The organism is Novosphingobium sp. CECT 9465 (assembly GCF_920987055.1).
In the GTDB taxonomy this organism is placed as follows: Bacteria; Pseudomonadota; Alphaproteobacteria; order Sphingomonadales; family Sphingomonadaceae; genus Novosphingobium.
In genome coordinates, this window is record NZ_CAKLBX010000001.1 from 1,433,547 (window position 1) to 1,451,958 (window position 18,412).

At 60.2% G+C, this 18,412-nt stretch carries 17 protein-coding genes, 2 pseudogenes and 1 other annotated feature; of the genes and pseudogenes, 11 read left to right on the plus strand and 8 right to left on the minus strand.

The window, feature by feature from the left end; all coding sequences use genetic code 11:
- The first annotated feature begins 2 nt into the window (after positions 1 to 2).
- From arsH to LUA85_RS07005, 4 genes are all read left to right on the plus strand, one after another.
- The gene (arsH, locus tag LUA85_RS06990) at positions 3 to 758 is read left to right on the plus strand and encodes an arsenical resistance protein ArsH (protein ID WP_231468184.1); all 756 of its coding nucleotides are present in this window, start codon (positions 3 to 5) and stop codon (positions 756 to 758) included.
- Positions 759 to 812: 54 nt separating this feature from the next.
- Positions 813 to 868 (plus strand) — a sequence feature (sul1 is cis-regulatory element that is thought to sense ions involved in sulfur or methionine metabolism; They are found in Alphaproteobacteria).
- Between the two features lie 61 nt (positions 869 to 929).
- Positions 930 to 2,432 (plus strand): SulP family inorganic anion transporter, encoded by a 1,503-nt coding sequence (locus LUA85_RS06995; RefSeq protein WP_231468186.1) that lies wholly within the window; start codon positions 930 to 932, stop codon positions 2,430 to 2,432.
- Between the two features lie 232 nt (positions 2,433 to 2,664).
- The gene (locus LUA85_RS07000; RefSeq protein WP_231468188.1) at positions 2,665 to 3,501 is read left to right on the plus strand and encodes a MerR family transcriptional regulator; all 837 of its coding nucleotides are present in this window, start codon (positions 2,665 to 2,667) and stop codon (positions 3,499 to 3,501) included.
- Complete coding sequence (locus tag LUA85_RS07005) at positions 3,498 to 3,683, plus strand: hypothetical protein (RefSeq protein ID WP_231468191.1); 186 nt, start codon at positions 3,498 to 3,500, stop codon at positions 3,681 to 3,683. The genes LUA85_RS07000 and LUA85_RS07005 overlap by 4 nt, the downstream gene beginning before the upstream one ends.
- Before the next feature lie 365 nt (positions 3,684 to 4,048).
- On the opposite strand, the gene LUA85_RS07010 is transcribed toward LUA85_RS07005, so the two are convergent.
- The 4 genes from LUA85_RS07010 to LUA85_RS07025 form a co-directional block, all read right to left on the minus strand.
- Positions 4,049 to 4,531, minus strand: coding sequence for a hypothetical protein (locus LUA85_RS07010; protein ID WP_231468193.1), 483 nt, complete (start codon positions 4,529 to 4,531; stop codon positions 4,049 to 4,051).
- A 193-nt stretch (positions 4,532 to 4,724) separates the two neighbouring features.
- Positions 4,725 to 5,468 (minus strand): GNAT family N-acetyltransferase, encoded by a 744-nt coding sequence (locus tag LUA85_RS07015; RefSeq protein WP_231468196.1) that lies wholly within the window; start codon positions 5,466 to 5,468, stop codon positions 4,725 to 4,727.
- A gap of 3 nt (positions 5,469 to 5,471) precedes the next feature.
- Positions 5,472 to 6,293 (minus strand): nucleotidyl transferase AbiEii/AbiGii toxin family protein, encoded by an 822-nt coding sequence (locus tag LUA85_RS07020; protein ID WP_231468198.1) that lies wholly within the window; start codon positions 6,291 to 6,293, stop codon positions 5,472 to 5,474.
- 86 nt (positions 6,294 to 6,379) lie between these two features.
- Positions 6,380 to 6,988, minus strand: a complete 609-nt coding sequence (locus LUA85_RS07025) for a type IV toxin-antitoxin system AbiEi family antitoxin domain-containing protein (RefSeq protein ID WP_231468200.1) — start codon at positions 6,986 to 6,988, stop codon at positions 6,380 to 6,382.
- Between the two features lie 84 nt (positions 6,989 to 7,072).
- On the opposite strand from LUA85_RS07025, the gene LUA85_RS07030 reads away from it, so the two are divergent.
- The 6 genes from LUA85_RS07030 to qatB all read left to right on the plus strand — a co-directional run bounded on the left by LUA85_RS07030 (position 7,073) and on the right by qatB (position 13,252).
- Positions 7,073 to 7,882 carry an AbiJ-NTD4 domain-containing protein gene (locus LUA85_RS07030; RefSeq protein ID WP_231468202.1) on the plus strand — a complete coding sequence of 270 codons (810 nt, stop codon included), beginning with the start codon at positions 7,073 to 7,075 and terminating at the stop codon, positions 7,880 to 7,882.
- On the plus strand, positions 7,879 to 8,376 hold the full coding sequence (locus LUA85_RS07035; protein WP_231468204.1) for a hypothetical protein: 498 nt from the start codon (positions 7,879 to 7,881) through the stop codon (positions 8,374 to 8,376). The genes LUA85_RS07030 and LUA85_RS07035 overlap by 4 nt, the downstream gene beginning before the upstream one ends.
- 3 nt (positions 8,377 to 8,379) lie before the next feature.
- Positions 8,380 to 9,435: a DUF3800 domain-containing protein gene (locus tag LUA85_RS07040; protein ID WP_231468206.1), complete on the plus strand. Its 1,056-nt coding sequence runs from the start codon at positions 8,380 to 8,382 to the stop codon at positions 9,433 to 9,435.
- Positions 9,436 to 9,557: 122 nt separating this feature from the next.
- Positions 9,558 to 10,370, plus strand: a complete 813-nt coding sequence (locus LUA85_RS07045) for a hypothetical protein (protein WP_231468208.1) — start codon at positions 9,558 to 9,560, stop codon at positions 10,368 to 10,370.
- Positions 10,371 to 10,554: 184 nt separating this feature from the next.
- Complete coding sequence (locus LUA85_RS07050; RefSeq protein ID WP_231468210.1) at positions 10,555 to 12,423, plus strand: P-loop NTPase fold protein; 1,869 nt, start codon at positions 10,555 to 10,557, stop codon at positions 12,421 to 12,423.
- 25 nt (positions 12,424 to 12,448) lie between these two features.
- Positions 12,449 to 13,252, plus strand: coding sequence for a Qat anti-phage system associated protein QatB (gene qatB, locus LUA85_RS21655; RefSeq protein WP_305799986.1), 804 nt, complete (start codon positions 12,449 to 12,451; stop codon positions 13,250 to 13,252).
- Between the two features lie 276 nt (positions 13,253 to 13,528).
- Here the strand turns inward: qatB and LUA85_RS07060 are convergent.
- From LUA85_RS07060 to LUA85_RS07070, 3 genes and pseudogenes are all read right to left on the minus strand, one after another.
- Positions 13,529 to 14,077: pseudogene (locus LUA85_RS07060) on the minus strand (transposase); the annotation flags it as partial.
- A 67-nt stretch (positions 14,078 to 14,144) separates the two neighbouring features.
- Positions 14,145 to 15,674 carry a group II intron reverse transcriptase/maturase gene (ltrA, locus tag LUA85_RS07065; RefSeq protein WP_008828485.1) on the minus strand — a complete coding sequence of 510 codons (1,530 nt, stop codon included), beginning with the start codon at positions 15,672 to 15,674 and terminating at the stop codon, positions 14,145 to 14,147.
- A 637-nt stretch (positions 15,675 to 16,311) separates the two neighbouring features.
- A pseudogene (locus tag LUA85_RS07070) lies at positions 16,312 to 17,132 on the minus strand (helix-turn-helix domain-containing protein); the annotation flags it as partial.
- A gap of 235 nt (positions 17,133 to 17,367) precedes the next feature.
- Here LUA85_RS07070 and LUA85_RS07075 point away from each other — a divergent pair.
- Positions 17,368 to 17,979, plus strand: a complete 612-nt coding sequence (locus LUA85_RS07075) for an RES family NAD+ phosphorylase (protein ID WP_231468214.1) — start codon at positions 17,368 to 17,370, stop codon at positions 17,977 to 17,979.
- Positions 17,980 to 18,115: 136 nt separating this feature from the next.
- On the opposite strand, the gene LUA85_RS07080 is transcribed toward LUA85_RS07075, so the two are convergent.
- Positions 18,116 to 18,373, minus strand: coding sequence for a hypothetical protein (locus LUA85_RS07080; protein WP_231468216.1), 258 nt, complete (start codon positions 18,371 to 18,373; stop codon positions 18,116 to 18,118).
- Between the last annotated feature and the right edge of the window lie 39 nt (positions 18,374 to 18,412).

Sequence of the window (18,412 nt, forward strand, 5' to 3'; positions counted from 1 at the left end):
ATATGTCCGAGTATCCTCGTCTGCGCGCGCTTGCCGATCCAGGCCTGCTTCCTGCACTCAAGCCCGAATATGCTCATCGCCGTCCTGCACTGGGCCTAGGCGAGCTCGATCCACCACCGCGCATATTGCTGCTTTACGGTTCTTTGCGCGAACGCTCCTATTCGCGTCTCGTCGTCGAGGAAGCCGCTCGGCTGCTGCAGTTTTTTGGCTGCGATACGCGGATATTCGATCCTTCCGATCTGCCCTTGCCGGACCAGGTTGACGGCGACGATCACCCGGCCGTGCATGAGCTGCGCGAACATTCGTTGTGGTCGGAAGGCCAGGTCTGGTGCAGCCCGGAACGGCACGGCCAGATCACCGGGATCATGAAGACGCAGATCGATCATCTGCCCCTGGCCTACAAGGGCTTGCGCCCCACCCAGGGCCGCACGCTCGCGGTGATGCAGGTCAGCGCCGGATCGCAAAGCTTCAACAGCGTTAACTCGTTGCGCATTCTTGGGCGCTGGATGCGGATGTTCACGATTCCCAACCAGTCTTCCGTGGCCAAGGCCTATGAGGAGTTCGACGACGCGGGCCGGATGAAGCCGTCAAGCTACTACGATCGGATCGTGGACGTGGTCGAGGAACTGGTGCGCTTTACCGTCCTCCTGCGCCCCCATGCCGAGCAACTCGTGGACCGCTATTCCGAGCGGGTTGACGGGAACAAGCCGGTTCCGGCGGCGAGCGGCATCCTCGCCTCGATCGGCCCTGCCGCCTGACCGGAGCGGCGTGGTTGAACATTGGCCTGTTCCCAGCTAACAGGCCGCCAACCGCAAGGACCCGGTGAAAGACCGGGTGGCTATTCCGGCCGCCGATCCGCCGGACAACATCATGCACGAACGAATATCTCAACCGCGCTTTGGCGCGCATCGTGCTTTTGTGGATTTGCAATGACTGACCGTTTTGAAAACTATCGCCGCGAGTGGTTCGCGGGCGGAGCAGGTTTGCGGGCCGATGTGCTGGCGGGCATTGTCGTGGCCCTTGCGCTCATTCCCGAAGCCATCGGCTTCTCGATCATCGCCGGTGTCGATCCGCGCGTCGGGCTTTATGCCTCGGTTGCCATCGCCATCGCCATCGTCATCTCGCTCGTCGGCGGCCGGCCCGGCATGATCTCCGCCGCAACCGCAGCGGTTGCCGTGGTGGTTATCCCCCTCGTGCGCGATCATGGCGTCGAATATCTCTTTGCAGCGACCATCCTGATGGGCGTGATTCAGGCCATCGCCGGCCTGCTGCGGCTCGACCTGCTCATGCAGTTCGTTTCACGATCGGTCATCACCGGGTTCGTCAACGCGCTGGCCATCCTGATCTTCATGGCGCAGCTGCCGCAGCTCACCGGCGTTGGCTGGGAGACTTATGCCATGGTGGCGGGCGGCCTTGCCATCATCTACCTGTTCCCGCGATTGACTACTGCCGTGCCATCGCCGCTGGTGGCCATTCTCGTGCTGACCGCCATAAGCATCGGCATGGGGCTTTCGGTGAACACCGTGGGCGACATGGGCAAGCTGCCTGAGGGGCTGCCAAGCCTCGTTCTGCCGGACGTGCCCCTCAACTGGGAAACCCTGCGGATCATCGCGCCCTATTCGCTGACCATGGCTGCGGTCGGCCTGCTCGAATCGCTGCTGACGGCCCAGATCGTCGACGACATGACCCATACCGACAGCGACAAGCGCCGCGAGTGCATGGGCCAGGGCGGCGCCAACATCGTTGCCGCGCTGTTCGGCGGCATGGGCGGCTGCGCGATGATCGGACAGTCGGTAATCAACGTGACCTCTGGCGGGCGACGCCGCCTGTCTACCTTCGTCGCGGGCGCGTTTCTGCTGTTCATGCTGGCCGTGCTGGGGCCGTGGGTCGGCCGTGTGCCGATGCCCGCGCTGGTCGCGGTGATGATCATGGTCTCGATCGGTACCTTCTCATGGAACTCGATCCCCAATCTGCGACGCCATCCACCGACGTCCTCGGTCGTCATGCTGGTGACCGTGGCCGTCGTGGTGTCCACGCACGATCTCTCGCTGGGCGTGCTGGCGGGCGTGCTACTGTCGGGCATCTTCTTTGCGGGCAAGGTCCAGCGCATGTTCGCGGTCGATCGCGAGGTCTCTTCCGATGGCCGCACCGCAATCTACCGTGTGCGCGGCGAAATCTTCTTCGCTTCGGTCGAGCGGTTTACCCGTGCCTTCCACGTTGAGGATCGTGCGGATACCGTAACGATTGATGTATCACACGGCCATTTCTGGGATATCTCGGCTGTGGGAGCACTCGACAAGATTGTGGCCCGCCTGCGCCGTGATGGTCGCGAGGTCGAAGTGCTCGGCTACAATGAAGCCAGTGCGGACATTGTCGACCGGTTTGCGCTACACGACAAGACCGGGTTCGAACTGGGCGCGGTGCCTCACTGACCTCGTTCGTGCCGAATGATGCGTCAGGCCTGCGCGTCTCTTGAAGACCGACCACAACGGTCGTCTAACTATCGTCAACCGACCGTTCGGCGAAATTCACCAAGATTGACGGAGCGTTGGATCGCAAGCCTGGCGAACCGGTCAGGACATGGAAATGACAGAAATGGGTGGGTAGAACACTAGACGCAGAAATTGCTTGTAAATAGACGCAAGGTTTGCTTCTTTTGTTCAAATGGATACCAGCCTCTATCCCAGGGACCTGTTCACACGGGTCCAGATCGCCCGGATGACGGGCATCGACGACAGCACTCTCAACTACTGGATGCGCGAAGGCCTCCTGCGCGCCGCCGAAGGTGGTACAGGGCGAGGCAGCCATCGCCGATTTGAATATCGCGAGGTGAGTTTGGCTGCCCTTTTGCAGCAACTACGCGGCTTCGGCATTGGAACGCCGTCACTCGCCGCGATCGCGCGGCGGTTCCACGAAGCGGTAGACTGGATGGAGACCAACGGTATCTCACAAGCCAATCTCTACGTCATTTGGGATCTACTCAGAATACAAAAGGAATTCGTACGGGAGGGGCGCATCGCCCGGCACGTTTCCGGTCAAGAAGATGAACTGTGGTTTGCGGAGTTCGAGAAATACCGGAAAGGGTTGGTGACCTGGGTCGAACTGACCTGGGAGCAGGCACTTGCTTACGATTTCCGTCCTCGCCCCAATCGGGGGGCCCAGCCACAGCCAAGCGCAAAGGAGGTCGCGCTGGTCAGATCATGGACCTCAGAAGCTGATTTTCAATTCTACGCCCAGATGGAGCGATACTGGGAAGCCATTTCTCACATTAGCTTTGAAGAACCAAAGGATCCTCAAGGGGACGGCACGTTCTTCTTTCGAATGGATGAAGCCGGAGAGTGGCACTTGTCTGAAGAGATAAGGTCGCGCTGCCCTGGAGTAGGGGTCAGCTTCATCGGCATTGACATGGCTATGCTAACGTATCGTCTGTGGAGCGGTTGGGCGGAAGCGAGCGGATCTGCGTTGGCCGCCAAAAATCGCTCGAGACGGTGGACGCAGTGAGCGACGCGGCCCAGATCATCGTTGCAACCGGCGTGGGCATCCTGCTGACCCTGTTGGGGCTTGGGTGGGTTATCTGGGCCTTGCGCTGCGATCCCAAACGTTCGCATTATCGACTTCCTTCGATCGCGGCATTGATGGCGCCGATCATCACTGCTCTGTTCCTATGGGGGAAGATCAAGTGACAGCCGGTGGCTTGAGGTTGCCCTGCTTGCCGACATTGGTTTATTTGCGGCTTCACCACATCGCCCGATCTTCCAACCCGGTTTGACCTTTTGGTGCCTGCAATGACTGCCACTCGAATCCACCCAGAAACTGGTGAACGGCTGACGCGAGACGTTCGCTCCCAAACAGTCGCGTTCGGGGCCTTGTCACGAGTGGTAGAGGTCGGTGGCTGGTACCCTGATCACGCGGGAGACTCGCTCCATACCGGCCAGGACCTTCTCGAAGCAGATCGCGTTTTTCGTGAACTGAAGGCGGCCGCCACGCGCGCATAAGGCAGCGAACGATAAGAGCATAGGCTGACGGGAGGCAGCCCCACTGCGCGCTCTCAATCGCAAGCTCTTAGACCCGCCGACGTTGCTTCCGCGATATAGGCGCGATAGGCGTAATTGATCAGGTCCCGAACCAGCTCAAGGAGGCCGCCGGTCGGCAGGCCGTCGAACGGATCACCGTGCGCCAGCGAATTTCGCCGTTCGGCTAAAGTGGGATGTGTGACACCCGTCAACTGACCGATCGCTGATCCATTGCACCGCGTCACCATCGGAATATCGCGGTCGGTGAGGCCGTCGACTTCCACCATATGCTTGAGCAGTGCGGCGAAGCGGCGCTTGCTCTTGGCAACCTTGCCGCCATAGCAGTCCATCATAGCCAGCTCGAGCGCTACTAACGCGGCAAGCTCTCCAGCCTTGATCAAGGTGAAGTCGACCCATCCCAAAAGATACAGCGTCTGCGCCCGCGCGAATTTCGCTTGGACAATTTGCGGGATTCTCGGGTCGATACTGAGGCCGTCGATGAAAATCCGCCATTCCATCGACCGCGTAAACTTCAGAAACGCGCCTGCATCGCCTTGCGCGGGCCATGCCAGCACCAGCGGTTCTTCCCGATCCTGTAACGCGATGTGGGAACCGTGCATCATGATTCCGATCTATAAGAGGTAGATCATTCTGTCCGCCCACAGACGATTCTCGATACGCTTTGGAGCGTCGAGAATAACGGCCTGGCGGTCATTCATCGGCGGGCTCCACGGCGTCGATATAGAATGCTCCGCCTTTCCAGTCGCGCATGACGCCAGCTTCCTTGGCCTCCTCATATTTCGCCTTACAGAAGCAGCGAACCTCACCATCGACCTCGATCTTGACCGCAAGATCTTTTCCCTCCGGCTCGTCATCGCAAAGACCGATGACCCGGCGTTCCAGCGTGATCGCGCCGTCATCGATGCGGCTACCGCGGATGCAATGGAACGCTATGGGCGTAACTGGCGCGCGCCCATAGATTGCCGCCTCCGGATAGAAGCCGATCCTGACATCGGCGGTAGGGAGCCCCGCAGGCAGGTCGAACGATCTCGGAAGGATACGCCGAGCGGTGATCTTGCCCCACTCGCTTAGGTCACCGAACCGTTCGAAACCTTGGCGCTGCCAGAATGTCCACGAGTTTCGCGGCGAACATTCGATCGACAGGACATTCACATTGTCGTCCATCGCCCGCTTCATTGATGCCGCGAATAACGCATCCCCCAGCCCCTGCCTGCGGCAGTCCTTGCGGACGCTGACAATGTCAGGCGCATAGTCGCCTACCTGCACGGCCACGGCCTCATCATCGCGACGAATGACCCATAGGTCGCCATGTTCGAGTGCGCGTTCGATGATCCGCCGGTTGCACCAGAAGCCTTCGCCATCCTCCGCATATTCCCGCTCGAGCCAGGTGAGGACTGCGGCGAGATCGCCGGGCGTTGCCTTGACGATGTCCATGAATCAACTCTCCCACGGGCCACCGGGACGCCAGCGCCCCTCAAAGGTCGCGCCGCGAGCCAGGGCTGCGGTTGGCGGCATCACCAAACGCTCGATCTGCGCCTGAACATCCGGAAACGGCTCCGGCGCGAGCGCAATCTCGGTGCGCCTTAGAAAAGCGGCCCACTGGCCCTGCCTCTCGTCAGCATAGGCGGTGGTCAGTGCCGCGGGGATTTTCTCCGGGATTTTCGTCTGGCGCCGCTCGAACGTCGCGGCGATCGCGCGCGCCAGCACGGTGCCGTCGAATTCGAAGGTATTGGCGATGGCCCAGAGGTCATAGAAGTCCTTCAGGCGGGTGTTGATCATATCGAGCGCTACCATCGCCTGGAATTTCTCCGCAACGACCGTTTCGGGCGGATAGGCGCGCAGCTCGGCCATCGGCTGATCGAGCATAGACGGATAGCGGATGTCGACAGGCGCTGGCGTAACGGCATCGCCATAGCCGATGTCGACGTGCATTGGCAGCCGTGCGCCCGCGAGCTCCGCCAGAAAGTCGATGCGGACACCCGCATATTCATCCTCCGCCCGCGCGGCAGCGGCCTTGAGCGTGTCCGGCCGGAATATGATCCCATCATCATCCACCTCAACGGCGAGGATTTCCTGAAATATGGAGGCCAGCGTGTCGGGTGTATTCTCGCCAGCGCCAAGCAGATCGAGATCGCCGGTCGCGCGATATGGCGCGTCGGCCCACAAACTGAAAAGCATCGCCCCCTTCAGGATGAAACGGTCCCGATATGATGAACGGCTCAGCCGATAGAGCAGTCGCTCGATGACATAGCGTGTCATCAGCAGCTGTGCGTTTTCCCGTCGGCTTCGCGCCCGCGCTACGAGCCGGTCGCGGACCGAGATCGCAACATTCTTCGGTGTTGGCCTCACACCATCGCCTCGAGATAAGGCCGCATCACCGATTGAACGCGATCCAGCTGCGCGTAGCGGTAGATCTGATTGAGATCGCGGTTGGAGCGGGTCTTCATGAAGTCGCGCAGCGCCTCGACCGCAACATCGATGCCGATCTTGTTCCGATGCTTGAAGCAGTCGGCGACCGTCTTTGCCGGGTCGGTGATCGGAACCGGCACCCCGTCGATCATATGGGTCTCGACACCGGCCGTGAGCGCTTCGCCGCTTGCGCGCACGATCTTGAGCGCGACCGATGCGTTCACCGGCGCCCAATCTTTCTGTCCCAGCATCATCCAGACCATGTGCGGCGTCTGCGTGGTCAGCTCGTGATATTGCAGTGCCGACAGAAGGCAGATCACGCCTTTCGGCTGGATCCGCGCCGCTTCCGCCAGACTGGTGCTGCTTTCGACCGATGCATCCGCAAGTTTGTAGAGTCCGCGCCCGATCTGCTGCAGAATACCCTGGTCGCGCAGCCGCTTCACCGTTGCCCGCGTGACACCGGCCGCATCGAAGTCGCGGCCCCGTGCGATGCCGCACTGACGTGCGACCTCAAGGGCCCGATCGCGGTGACTCGCAGCTTCCATAAGCGATGATATAATTCCTTGGTGTTTATGCGCAATGACCAAGGAATTGTATCGCGGCTAAGAGTGCCATAACATCGCTGTCCTATGACAGACTCAGCTTCTTTCTCGGAACGCCATGGCTATCACAGCGCCGATGTTGAAATCACCACCCGTGAGGACGCCCCGGAGGACGTTCGAGCCGCCATCATGATGCTGGGCTATGCCGCCGGCATGGGACCAGGCGGTATGCGCGATGCGGTCTGCGAGGTGCTGCTCAAGCGGCCCGATCCCAACAACTGGTCGGCGGGCAATATCGAGACCGAGGTCCATCGGCTGATCGACGACGCGCCTTGGTACAAGGTGTACGACATTGCCGAGCGCATCCACGCCGAGATTGCCCGCGAAGATTACACCGGTACCAAGCAAGCCGAATATGCGCGCCGCCTGACCCAGTTCTTTCGGGAACACGGCGTCGGCTGGCAGATGGAAGAGGGACGCATCGTCTTCCGCGGTTCGGAAGCCTTCACCCTGGCGACCCGCGATGCTGTCGCCACCATGCAGCAGGCCGGAAGCCCGACTGCGGCGAACGAGGTGCACGAAGCGCTCAAGGACATCTCGCGTCGTCCCTCGGCCGACGTCACCGGCGCGATCCAACATGCGATGGCGGCGCTGGAATGCGTCGCGCGGGAAGTCGACGGCAGCACCGATACCCTTGGGCAGATCATCAAGCGCCTTACGATCCCGCAGCCGCTCGATGGCGCGCTCCACCGCCTCTGGGGGTTCGCATCCGAGCAGGGCCGTCACATCCAAGAAGGGCGCGAGCCCGGCTTCGAAGAGGCGGAGCTGGTTGTCACCGTCGCCTCCGCCGTCAGCGTCTACTTGTTGCGGCACGCAGCGCGGGCAGAATCGCGATGAGCAGCCGACATGTGGGCCTTGCCACTAGCCGAGCCACCGGGGGATGCCCGATCGAGACCGTCGGGAACACTACATTAGACGTCCGCTCGAGGGCGCAGATCAGCCAGTCAGCGCGCATCCTGATCGATTTTCTGACAGAAAACCGCGCAACTGATGCGTTCGAATTTCCCTTCAGCCACTCCTATCCGCGCAATTGCTGCGAAAGCGTCTCGATGATCTTCAGCTATCTGCTCGAAGACAAATATGGGCTCCCGGACATCACGATCATCCGAGGCACGAAGCCGCGCTTGCACCAGCATCATTTCTGGGTGCAGGCAGCCGGATCGCTATACGATCTCACCGCCCACCAATTTCCGGGGCGCAGACCAATCATCGGCGTCGAACGCCACGCCCTCTTCGCGAGTTTTCCGGAGCACCGCGCCATCCATGAGCATGGCTTTGTTGATCGCGAAGAGGTTCTTGCCCTCCATCGCGCCGGCGTGATTCCATTCTGAGCCATGGAATGCTTCCGGATCGACGAGAGCGGCTACACCGGCTTCGATCTCCTGAACCGCGACCAGCGGTTCCAGGGTGCAGCCGCCATTGCGATCGAGGATGAAGAGGCCGCACGGCTGATCAAGGAATTTTTCCCCCGATCGCAGGCAGGCGAACTGAAATATCGTGCGCTTTCGCGCCGTCCCGGAAACCATCCACGCCTGCTCGCGCTCCTGGCCGAACTGCTGCACGCGCATAAATCCGTGACCTATGTCTGCGACAAGCGGTTCCTGCTGATCCTCATGTTCTGCGACTATGCCGTCGAACCATGGTATTATGAGCGGGGCTGCAATTTCTACGAGGACGGTCAGAATTACGGCATGGCCTCGCTGCTGGCGACGGCAGGTCCGACGCTGCTCGGCAAGCCCGAATTCGAAGCGATGCTCGCCGCGTTCCAGCGCGCAGTGAAGGAAAAGACGCCCGCCGCCCTCAAGGATCTGGTTCGAGCGGCGCGAAAGACCAAGTGGCGCGAGCTTCCCGAGGCCATCGGCCCGCTCGCCCAATATGCCGCCCCGGAATGTCTGTCGGCGATCGCGACCGAAGGCGTGACCACCGACGCGGCTCTGGTTGTCCTGCAATCGCTCATCACCCGCATGGAGGTGATGAGCGCCGGCCCCTATCGCGTCGAACACGATCAGTCGAAGAACCTCGCGACCTATCACGATCTCCTGTGCCGGTTCATTGACCACACAGGCGAGATCGAGCTTCGCCAATCCGAAATCGCCAGCTTCAAATTCCCGCTCAAACTGACCGAGGTCGTCCAGGTCGATTCCAAGGCAAGCCCGGCCGTCCAATTGGCCGATGTCATGATCGGCGCGGCGCTGGAGGCGGCGAACGTCATGGCAGGTCTGCGCGCTGACGGCTTGGACCCGGAGAAACTGATGCCGCTCTATGCCGAGGATCAATTCATTCACTTGATCCCAAGCGTCGATTTCGCGGAACAGAAACAGTTTCGCCGTGGCACCCAGGCAGCCGAAGTGATCGACTATTTTGCCGCAAATTTTGGGCCGAAGAAGTGACGATGGGCGCGCGCAGCGAGGGTCAATCGCAGGACGTCGGGCGCAAGCGGCACTATACCGATCCGATGGGATCGCGAGCCCCCGAGCTCGAACGATGCCTCATTCGCCACCGCGCGCTTCAGATGATGCTGATCCTCTATTATGCTGAAGAGCTGAAGCGCGACGTCATCAATGGCGTTGCCGCGCAGATGCGTTGGCGCGGACATAACGCGGCGCAGCCATCTGGTGGCGAGGGACCGTCCCAAGAAGGCAAGAAGCAGAAGCACGCCTTCGGCCAACTCGTGCAGGACGGTGTTCTGACGGACGACGAGCGGAAACACATGGTCGGTCTGATCGGTCGGCGCAACAGCATCGCCCATCACCTCGACCATGTGACTGCCGACCTCACCACCGATCGGACCGTCCGGGAATGGCTCGACTATTACCCCGACCGACAGGCACACGATTATAAGGCGCTCGACCAGTTGCGCGCTGCGCGCACTCTGCTGTCGGAGCGCATGGCAGCACATCATTATGTCCTCGAAATCGACCTGCGCGGCATGTTCTTCGAGAGCACCGAGCGCGTGCTAAACGCGGACCTAAAAGCCCTCGAACGCCGCATAATGCCCCTGATGCAACAACGGCGTGACAACATTGCCCAGCTCAACGCGGAGATGTCACTCGAGGGTAGCGATCTCACCGGGCTGTTTGATCCGCGCTGGCCGGAGAATCGCTACGGCAACAGGCAGCGCCTGACCCCACGCGGCGTTGAGACATGCTACCTTCTCTTCGACATGGGCAAGTCACCGCTCGCGGTCGCGCATCTTATGGATCTTTCGCTGGCCACTGCACGTCGCCGCGCGAGATTGTGGAAGGCCGCAGGCGGCTCAAAAAGAGAGCGCCCATCGCATCCTGATTTCCGGAACGCATGCAGGCGTGACCGTTCGGATGATTAAAAGCCCTGTAGAGTTATTCTGTGTGAGGATGATCGAAAGTGACCGTTGCCTGGGAATGAAAGCATGCGGTCATTTTATTCCTGTGGAGAACAACCATTTGAGAAGTGTTTGCGCCTGCGGTTCTTCACTTGTTCCTTTCACCTAACACAGGTAGCTTTTGGAATGATTTGAAACGGAGCCGCTTGTGTGGGCTGACAATGAGACGACCCGCGATTTCCTGAACTTCTCCGGTGTCGCAGACACGGTAGCAGAAATCATCGTGCAGGCGCGCGGACGTCCGATTTCCATCGGTGTCTCCGGCGCTTGGGGCGTCGGTAAGTCTTCGATGATAAAATTGACCGAAGCATCGCTTTCAGCTCGCGAACACCAAGATGGCGAACGTGAGTTTGTCTTCGTCGAGTTCAATGCATGGCTCTATCAGGGTTATGACGACGCACGAGCGGCCTTAATGGACGTCATTGCCAGCAAGCTTGAGGAAGAAGCAAAGAAGCGCGAAACCGGAATCGACAAAGCCAAGGACCTGCTCAAGCGCGTCAAATGGCTACGCGCGGCGAAACTCGTCGGTGGTTCGGCGGCTGCCCTTGCTTTTGGATTGCCACCGATCGGCTTGGTTGGCGAGGTATGGTCGATTGCCGAGCGGGCATTTACCGGTCGCGCTGACCAGAAACTGATCGGGGACGCGCAGAAGACCGCAGGGGAAGCCGCCAAGGCGGCGGGAGGATTGCTGGGTGATAAGGCGGACACATCCCCACCCAAGGAAATTCAGGCGCTACGCGCCGCGTTCGAAGATACACTCGAGGAACTTGGCGTAACCTTGGTCGTATTGATCGACGATCTTGATCGTTGCCTTCCAGAAACGACCATCTCAACCCTAGAAGCGATCCGCCTCTTCCTCTTTTTGAAGAACACGGCCTTCGTGATCGCTGCTGATACGGACATGATCAAATTCGCAGTGCGCAAACACTTCGAGGGCGTAAGCGACGATCTCCTCGCTACCAATTATTTCGACAAGCTGATCCAGGTACCTATCCGGGTCCCGGCGCTGGGGACGCAAGAAGTACGCGCCTATATGATGCTGCTTTTCGTCGAGAACAGCGAGCTGTCCGAAGAGGTCAAAGAGGCAATTCGGGCGGGAGTCTGCGGCCAGCTTCGCCAAACGTGGCAAGGTAAACGCGTTGATCGTGCTTTCGTCCAATCCCTTCATGACCAGTTCCCAGATGACCTTGTAGGCAAGCTTGACACTGCCGATCGGCTCGCACCGCTGATGACCGGTGCCACAGGAATTTCCGGCAACCCGCGGCTCATCAAACGGTTTCTGAACGCGCTTGCGATTCGCATGACAATCTCCAAGGCGCAGGGGGTTGGCGTCGACGAGGCAGTCTTGGCGAAGCTCCTGTTGTTCGAGCGCCTGGGTGACCCCAAAGCCTATGGCGAGCTGATCGCAGCGGTCAGCGCCAGCGAATCTGGCAAGCCCTCTTTCATGGCCGAATGGGAAACAAAGGCAGTCGCGGGAGCGGACCTCAAGCTCGAGGCACCCTGGGCAGATCCATTCGTTCTGGAATGGCTTACCTTGCCGCCGGCGCTTTCCGACCTGGATCTGCGCGGCGCACTCTACGTCGGACGCGAACATGCACCACTCATCACGCCCGAGGATCGACTGTCGTCGGAGGCTGCCGAACTGCTGACCGCTTTGCTCGAACATCCGGATATGGCAGCTTCGCTAAAGGACCGGCTGGTCAGAATGGCGCGCGCTGAAACCACTGTCATGATGGACCGCCTTCTCGATCGTGCACGCCAGGAACAGGATTGGGGGGTCCCACCGATTCTGGAGGCCTGCCTCGCCTTGGCCGATGCCGATCCAGTCCAAAGTGCCCGGTTGGCGGCTTTCCTGCGAGAAAGGCCTGCCGCCCAGATCCAGCCAAATATTGTGCCCAAACTTGCAGACCAGCCTTGGGCGAAAGGGGTCTTCCAGGCGTGGGAGTCAGGCGATGTTAGTCGCCCGGTGAAGAACGCAATCAAGAAGCGGGGGAATGATGGGAACATCTCAGTCTAGCAAAGGGCCGGGTTCTGGGGTCCCGATGGTTCCGAGCTGGGTGGACAATCCGCCGCCAGAGGCTCCCCAAGGAGATGATGCGACCGCTCAAGATGATACAGATGGTGAGGGTGATGCCGCGAAGGTGCCGACACCTCCTGCCGTTCCCTTGGCACCCGATCGGCGATGGCTAGGTGTGCGGCGCAGCCTGGGCGATTTTGCCAGCTCCGGCGACACTGGAAAATTGCGGACCGGCTTTGGCCGTTACGCACGTGATGGTTATGGCGGCTCCCGGACGGCGGCGCGGCGGATGGGCAGCACAGCGGCTACCGCTGGAGCTCTCGGAAGCGCCCTTGACGCGTTAGCGGCGGGCCAGCCTATTGAACCCGGGAGCCCACTTGACCCCGCGCTTCTCGCTGGACGGTCCGTCGATGAGATCATGGATGCGGTCGTCGAGGCGGTCCGCCCCGTCGATGGAACCCAGGACGCCGAAGCATCCCGCGCGGCGATCCGCGATGCGCTGGCGGAGCTGCTAACCCGCTTTCCCAACGCTGACCTGCTTGGTCTGACGCCCGAGCAACGGGAATTCACGATCGAGCGATTCACGGCGCACGATGTGTTCCGACGCTTCGATCTCGATGTCGGCCAGAGCATCCGCGAAAAGGCGCCCAACGTGACGACAGGTCTCGCCCGACTTAAACAGGCGCGAGACTATGTGAAGGAAACCGTGGCGGCCGCATTTCGCAAACTGCGCGAAGGCGGGAAGGCGTTTACTGCGGGAAGGGTCAGCGCGGTAGTCCGCGATGCGCTGCGCGAGACGTTCGACGTATTCGAAGGATATGCGGAATGAGGCTCGTTTGCGCACCCGACGATTACGCCTTCGCGGAGGACGGCGCCTTGAACGTTGTTCTGTATGGCCAAGCGGGGGCAACGGTTGGAAGCCATTCGCCACGTGGGAGCGCCGGTCAGGCAGCGATGAGGCACATCCAGCGCGCACGCTTACACGCGGCGCCTCGGGCCTGGGATTTCCTGTCACTCGCACTTGCGGTGGTTGTCCGTCGTCAGAACATTCGGCACAACTCGCGGCGTAAATTAGCGGAGTGCGGACCTCGTCTGGGGGTTGATGTTAGGCGGCGAGCTTGCGGTGTTGCAAGCGCCGATGTTCGATGGTCTGTCGCTTGATCCTTTCGCGCTGTTTGATGATGGCTGGAGCCCTGCCGAAGTAGGCATCGGCGGGCGTCACGTTGTTCAGGCTCTCGTGGTAACGCTGGTGGTTGTAGTACTCGACGAAGGCCTCGATTTGGGCTTCGAGGTCGCCGGGCAAAAAGTAGTTTTCCAGCAGGATGCGGTTTTTCAGGGTTTGGTGCCAGCGCTCGATCTTGCCCTGGGTTTGCGGGTGCATCGGGGCACCGCGCACGTGGCTCATCTTCCGGGCCTCAATGTATTCAGCCAATTCGCCGGCGATGTAGCTGGGGCCATTATCCGACAACAGCCTGGGCTTGTGCAGCACCGTGGCGCTGTCGCAGCCCGATGCGCCAAGGGCCAGGTCGAGCGTGTCGGTCACATCCTCGGCGCGCATGTTGGTGCACAGTTTCCAGGCGATAATGTAGCGCGAGAAGTCGTCGAGCACGGTCGACAGGTACATCCAGCCCCACCCGATGATCTTGAGTGGAGTAGGAAGCGCATAAGCGCTTCCCCTCCCCGAACCGTACGTGCACCTTTCAGCGCATACGGCTCTCTATTCAACCTTGGTCCAAGGCCATGGCGACATCACGATAGCGGGAGGTGACGGTGTTTCGGAGCTCGTCCCGATAGATGTAGGGATTTCGCTCCGGATTCCGCCACCGGAACTGCATCTTCTGGCTTGTGACCAGTCGTCGCAGCGCCTTGCCGACGGCATTGCCCTGATTGCTTCGACCGTAGACCAGCCACGTCTTCGATTGGCCGGTTTCCGGCATGCGGTACCATTTACGCATCAAAGGCTTGATACGGGACCGGTACTTCTGCGCCAACCAGTGCGCCATTTTCCAGAACACGACGGTGTCGATGCGCCGGAATGTGCGCGCCGTGAAGTCGGTGAACCTGTAGAACGCAGCCCATCCCGCCAGCTGGCGGTTCAGACCGTCGATCATGTCCACCGCGGCAACCTCATGATTGCCGGAGAGAGCCTCGACCAATCGGCGAGCGAAGGTCTTGGCCTTCTCCTTGGGTATCGTTGAGACCACGGACATGCGTCCGCTCGATCCCCGCCTGCGGATAATCCGGTGCCCGAGGAACACGAACCCGTCGTCGACGTGGGTGATATGGCTCTTGTCCATATTCAACGTCAGCTTCAGGTCGTCTTCCAGAAAGGCCCGGCATTCCTCGCGGATGGCCTCGGCATGTGCCTTGGTGCCCTTGACGATGACAACGAAGTCATCGGCGTAACGGCAGTAGGCGACAGCAGGTTTCCATTGCCGGTTCTCGCGAACCGTGATGGGGCGCCCCTGCTGGATGCCGAAGTTCCATGCCCAGCGATCCTTTCGCGCCTTGTCGCTCAGGTATTTCGCCTCCAGCCACGCATCAAACTCATGGAGCATGATGTTGGACAGGAGCGGCGACAGCACGCCGCCTTGCGGTACACCTTCGCTTGAGGCGACGAACAGGCCACGGTCGACGTGGCCCGCCTTCAGGAATCGCCAGAGCAGATCAACAAACCGATCATCCCGGATTCGCCGCCGAACGCAGCGAAGCAGAAGCCGGTGGTGGACCGTATCGAAGTAGCTCGCCAGATCACCTTCGATGATCCAGCGGCCCCGCGCTCCGGCACCACTATCCTGCAACTGTATCTTCACGGTCCGGACAGCGTGATGCACGCTGCGTTCCGGCCTGAAGCCGTAGGAGAGGCGATGGAAGTCGCTTTCCCAGATCGGCTCCATGGCCATCAGCATCGCGCGCTGGACGATGCGGTCTTTCAGGGTCGGGATACCAAGTGGTCGTTTCTTGCCATTGGCTTTCGGGATATAGATTCGCCTGACCGGCTGCGGGTGATAACTCCCCGTCAGCAAGTCCGTTCGCAGACTGGCCAGCTGTTCTGCCAGTACGGCCTGCATCCGTCGCTTGTCCATTCCGTCGATGCCCGGCGTATTGGCGCCACTCGACGCCAGCACGATCCGAGCCGCCTCGGCAAGCCACGCCCGATCGGCAATGAGCCGGAGAAGGCGATCGAACTTGCGGTTCTGGTCGCTCTCGGCCCACGTCGCGAGCTTGTGCTGCATTTCGCTGATTATCAAAGGTCTTCACCTCGTTTGGTCAGGTAGTTTGCACTTCAAGCTGATTGAACTGTCCCCCTTCGCCATGTGACAGGCTTTCCCTGTCGCGGACTACTACGGGGACTCCGCCAGCACGGTGGACATCGGGGCCAACTCCCTTGGCATTCCATCATGCCTTCCCTCGTTCATATGCTGGACTTTCGCGCGCTGGGGAGGCTGCCGGTCGCAGTCCTTGTCCTTGCGTCCCGCAAGTCGATGCCGATGCCATGGCCTGGCTGCATTCTCTCCATGGCTCCATGCGGACGGGCTACATTTCCGGCCACATTCGGATGTCGCCGACATACGTCTCCGGCGCCATCATCAGCATTCCGCCTGTTAAGCCGTGTAGGCGAAGGCGACATTTCAGCCCTCGGATGCGGATTAACCGGTTCGTGTTCCTCAACCTTCCAGCGCTACAGCCTCGGGGACCATCTCGGCGTAACGGCTTCGCCTCAATCCCCTTTACCTGCGGGCTACGTCACCCTGCCAGTTGACGGCAGGTCACCGCCGCTTGGGCTCATGCCCCCTCACAGCAGAGGGCAAGGCATTCGTTCAGTTCCTCCTTTCTCCTTTGCATTCCAGTCATATGCACCCCGGACCATCCGGGACGAGGCGCACAGTAGGTAAAATCAGTCTGCCACATCTCGTTTACCCGCGTGGTCTTGGTGTGGAACTGATCGGCGGCCTTGATCACGACATAGGCCGGGCTGGTGATCAGATCGTGGGCCTTCAACAGACGGTAAACCGTGGCTTCCGACACGAAGTAGCGCCTCTCATCGGTAAAACGCACCGCCAGTTCCCGGGGGCTTAGCTCGGACTGCCCCAGCGCCAGCTCGATGATCTGATCATGGATGTCAGGCGGGATCCGGTTCCACACCCGGCTCGGTGTCGATGGCCGATCCTCCAGCGCCTCCGGGCCGCCTTCGAGGAACCGGTCGTACCAGCGGTAGAAGGTCCGACGGGCAATGCCGAGCTCGTCCAACGTGTGCTTGGCTGGTAGGTGCGATTGCTCGACGATCCGGATGATCTCGAGCTTCTCCGATGCTGGATACCTCATTCGTCGTCGCCCCCATCCGCGATCATACTTTTTTTGAGCAGACGGTTTTCGAGCGTCAGGTCGGCAACGCATTCCTTCAGGGCACGGGCTTCGCGGCGCAGGTCCTGCACCTCGCCGGTGGTTGCGGCACGGGCAGTGTCGCCAGCCAGGCGACGCTTGCCCGCTTCCATGAACTCCTTCGACCAGGTGTAATACAGGCTTTGGGCGATGCCTTCCTTGCGGCACAGCTCGGCAATGCTGTCCTCGCCGCGCAGGCCATCCAGCACGATCCTGATCTTGTCTTCGGCCGAGAAGTGCCGACGGGTCTGCCGCCGGATGTCCTTCACCACCCGCTCGGCAGGGGCCTTCATCGGCGATTTTTTTAAGGAGTGTTGGGGCTTCATCTTCGTTCCTTCGTCACTACGACGAAGCCCCAACACTCCTTAAATCACAACCTCAAATCTGTGCCATTGGTGCTGACGGGGAACAGTTTACTCGTACGGGTGGCAAGACTTCGTTGAACTCGTAAAGCACCGACGCCGCTACTTTTTTGCAGGCAGGCCGGCGGGAGCGAATGAGGAGGATATTTCGCCCGAAGAACTCTTGGAATTCATCTCCGCTCGCTGCAGGAAGGAGAGGATGATCCGGAAGTTGCCGCAGGGGACGGAGTTCTACCGTTGCCGCGAGAAGAAACCCGGCGAAAATTTCGCCGAGCCGCGTGAGCTTGGGCCGGCGCCTCGTCAGTTCGCGGCGCAAAACCGGATGAGCCCGGCTGGAATTCCCATGTTTTATGGGGCCGAAGAGCAAAAGACTGCTCGTGCGGAGACCCTTAAGAAGCCATCAGCACGCCATGCTATGGGGCGCTTCGCTCTGACACGAGCAGCCAAAGTGTTGGACATCACTTCTTCGCCCACTGTTAGCATATTCGATAGCAGGCGCGCACATCTGTACGATTGGGCCTTGTTCATGCACCAGTTCCTAAACGATTTTCGGAAAAGGATTGAGAAGGACGAGCGCGTCCACATCGATTATGTCCCGACTCAGATCGTAACGGAGTATTTCCGGGCATATATGAAAGATCGGAAGGGGAGCCCGATCGGTGGCATTCTTTATCGTAGCGCCAGCAATACCCAAGGTAAGTGTATCGTCCTGTTCGCAGAAGATGCCGATGTCGACCCTACGATGCGCAGTGAAGTCAACCCAGATAGCAGGTTTCTTTTGCAGATGCTGTCTGTGGAGCAGTATGACTGAATCAAGGGCCGTTGAAGCTGTCGTCAGACGCTTGCGTGTTCGGGAGGACCTGTCTTTGCTGCCGTCTTCGAAGACGGGCTTGGCCTGAATTCGAGAGAAACGCGTAACAGATTACGCGGCCGGTAGGGGAGGGGCATCAGTTACCCCGGGTTTCGTCATCAAACTTGGAGACTTCGGACGATGCGTGCGCGGCGGCGGCGCGATCGTCATGGGTAACGTCTCGGAAGGTGATGATCTCGCGATCGCGGTTCTGGAGACGCCGATATCCAGCGTGCGATATATGGACCAGGCTGACATGGTCATGCTGCGTGACGGCGAGCGGTGCTTCGAGTATTTGGCGGCTGAATCGGCCGAACGACTTCGAGACCTCAACGGTACTGATAGAATGGGTCATCGCGACTCTATTGTCCAGAAAGTGCAGATTTTCCGGAGA

Bases quoted from the DNA above. Each gene is read 5' to 3' on its own strand.
- arsH (WP_231468184.1), top strand. From the start codon at position 3: ATGTCCGAGTATCCTCGTCTGCGCGCGCTTGCCGATCCAGGCCTGCTT.
- LUA85_RS06995 (WP_231468186.1), top strand. From the start codon at position 930: ATGACTGACCGTTTTGAAAACTATCGCCGCGAGTGGTTCGCGGGCGGA.
- LUA85_RS07000 (WP_231468188.1), top strand. From the start codon at position 2,665: ATGGATACCAGCCTCTATCCCAGGGACCTGTTCACACGGGTCCAGATC.
- LUA85_RS07010 (WP_231468193.1), bottom strand. From the start codon at position 4,531: ATGGAATGGCGGATTTTCATCGACGGCCTCAGTATCGACCCGAGAATC.
- LUA85_RS07015 (WP_231468196.1), bottom strand. From the start codon at position 5,468: ATGGACATCGTCAAGGCAACGCCCGGCGATCTCGCCGCAGTCCTCACC.
- LUA85_RS07020 (WP_231468198.1), bottom strand. From the start codon at position 6,293: ATGACACGCTATGTCATCGAGCGACTGCTCTATCGGCTGAGCCGTTCA.
- LUA85_RS07025 (WP_231468200.1), bottom strand. From the start codon at position 6,988: ATGGAAGCTGCGAGTCACCGCGATCGGGCCCTTGAGGTCGCACGTCAG.
- LUA85_RS07030 (WP_231468202.1), top strand. From the start codon at position 7,073: ATGACAGACTCAGCTTCTTTCTCGGAACGCCATGGCTATCACAGCGCC.
- LUA85_RS07035 (WP_231468204.1), top strand. From the start codon at position 7,879: ATGAGCAGCCGACATGTGGGCCTTGCCACTAGCCGAGCCACCGGGGGA.
- LUA85_RS07040 (WP_231468206.1), top strand. From the start codon at position 8,380: ATGGAATGCTTCCGGATCGACGAGAGCGGCTACACCGGCTTCGATCTC.
- LUA85_RS07045 (WP_231468208.1), top strand. From the start codon at position 9,558: ATGATGCTGATCCTCTATTATGCTGAAGAGCTGAAGCGCGACGTCATC.
- qatB (WP_305799986.1), top strand. From the start codon at position 12,449: ATGGTTCCGAGCTGGGTGGACAATCCGCCGCCAGAGGCTCCCCAAGGA.
- LUA85_RS07075 (WP_231468214.1), top strand. From the start codon at position 17,368: ATGATCCGGAAGTTGCCGCAGGGGACGGAGTTCTACCGTTGCCGCGAG.
- LUA85_RS07080 (WP_231468216.1), bottom strand. From the start codon at position 18,373: ATGACCCATTCTATCAGTACCGTTGAGGTCTCGAAGTCGTTCGGCCGA.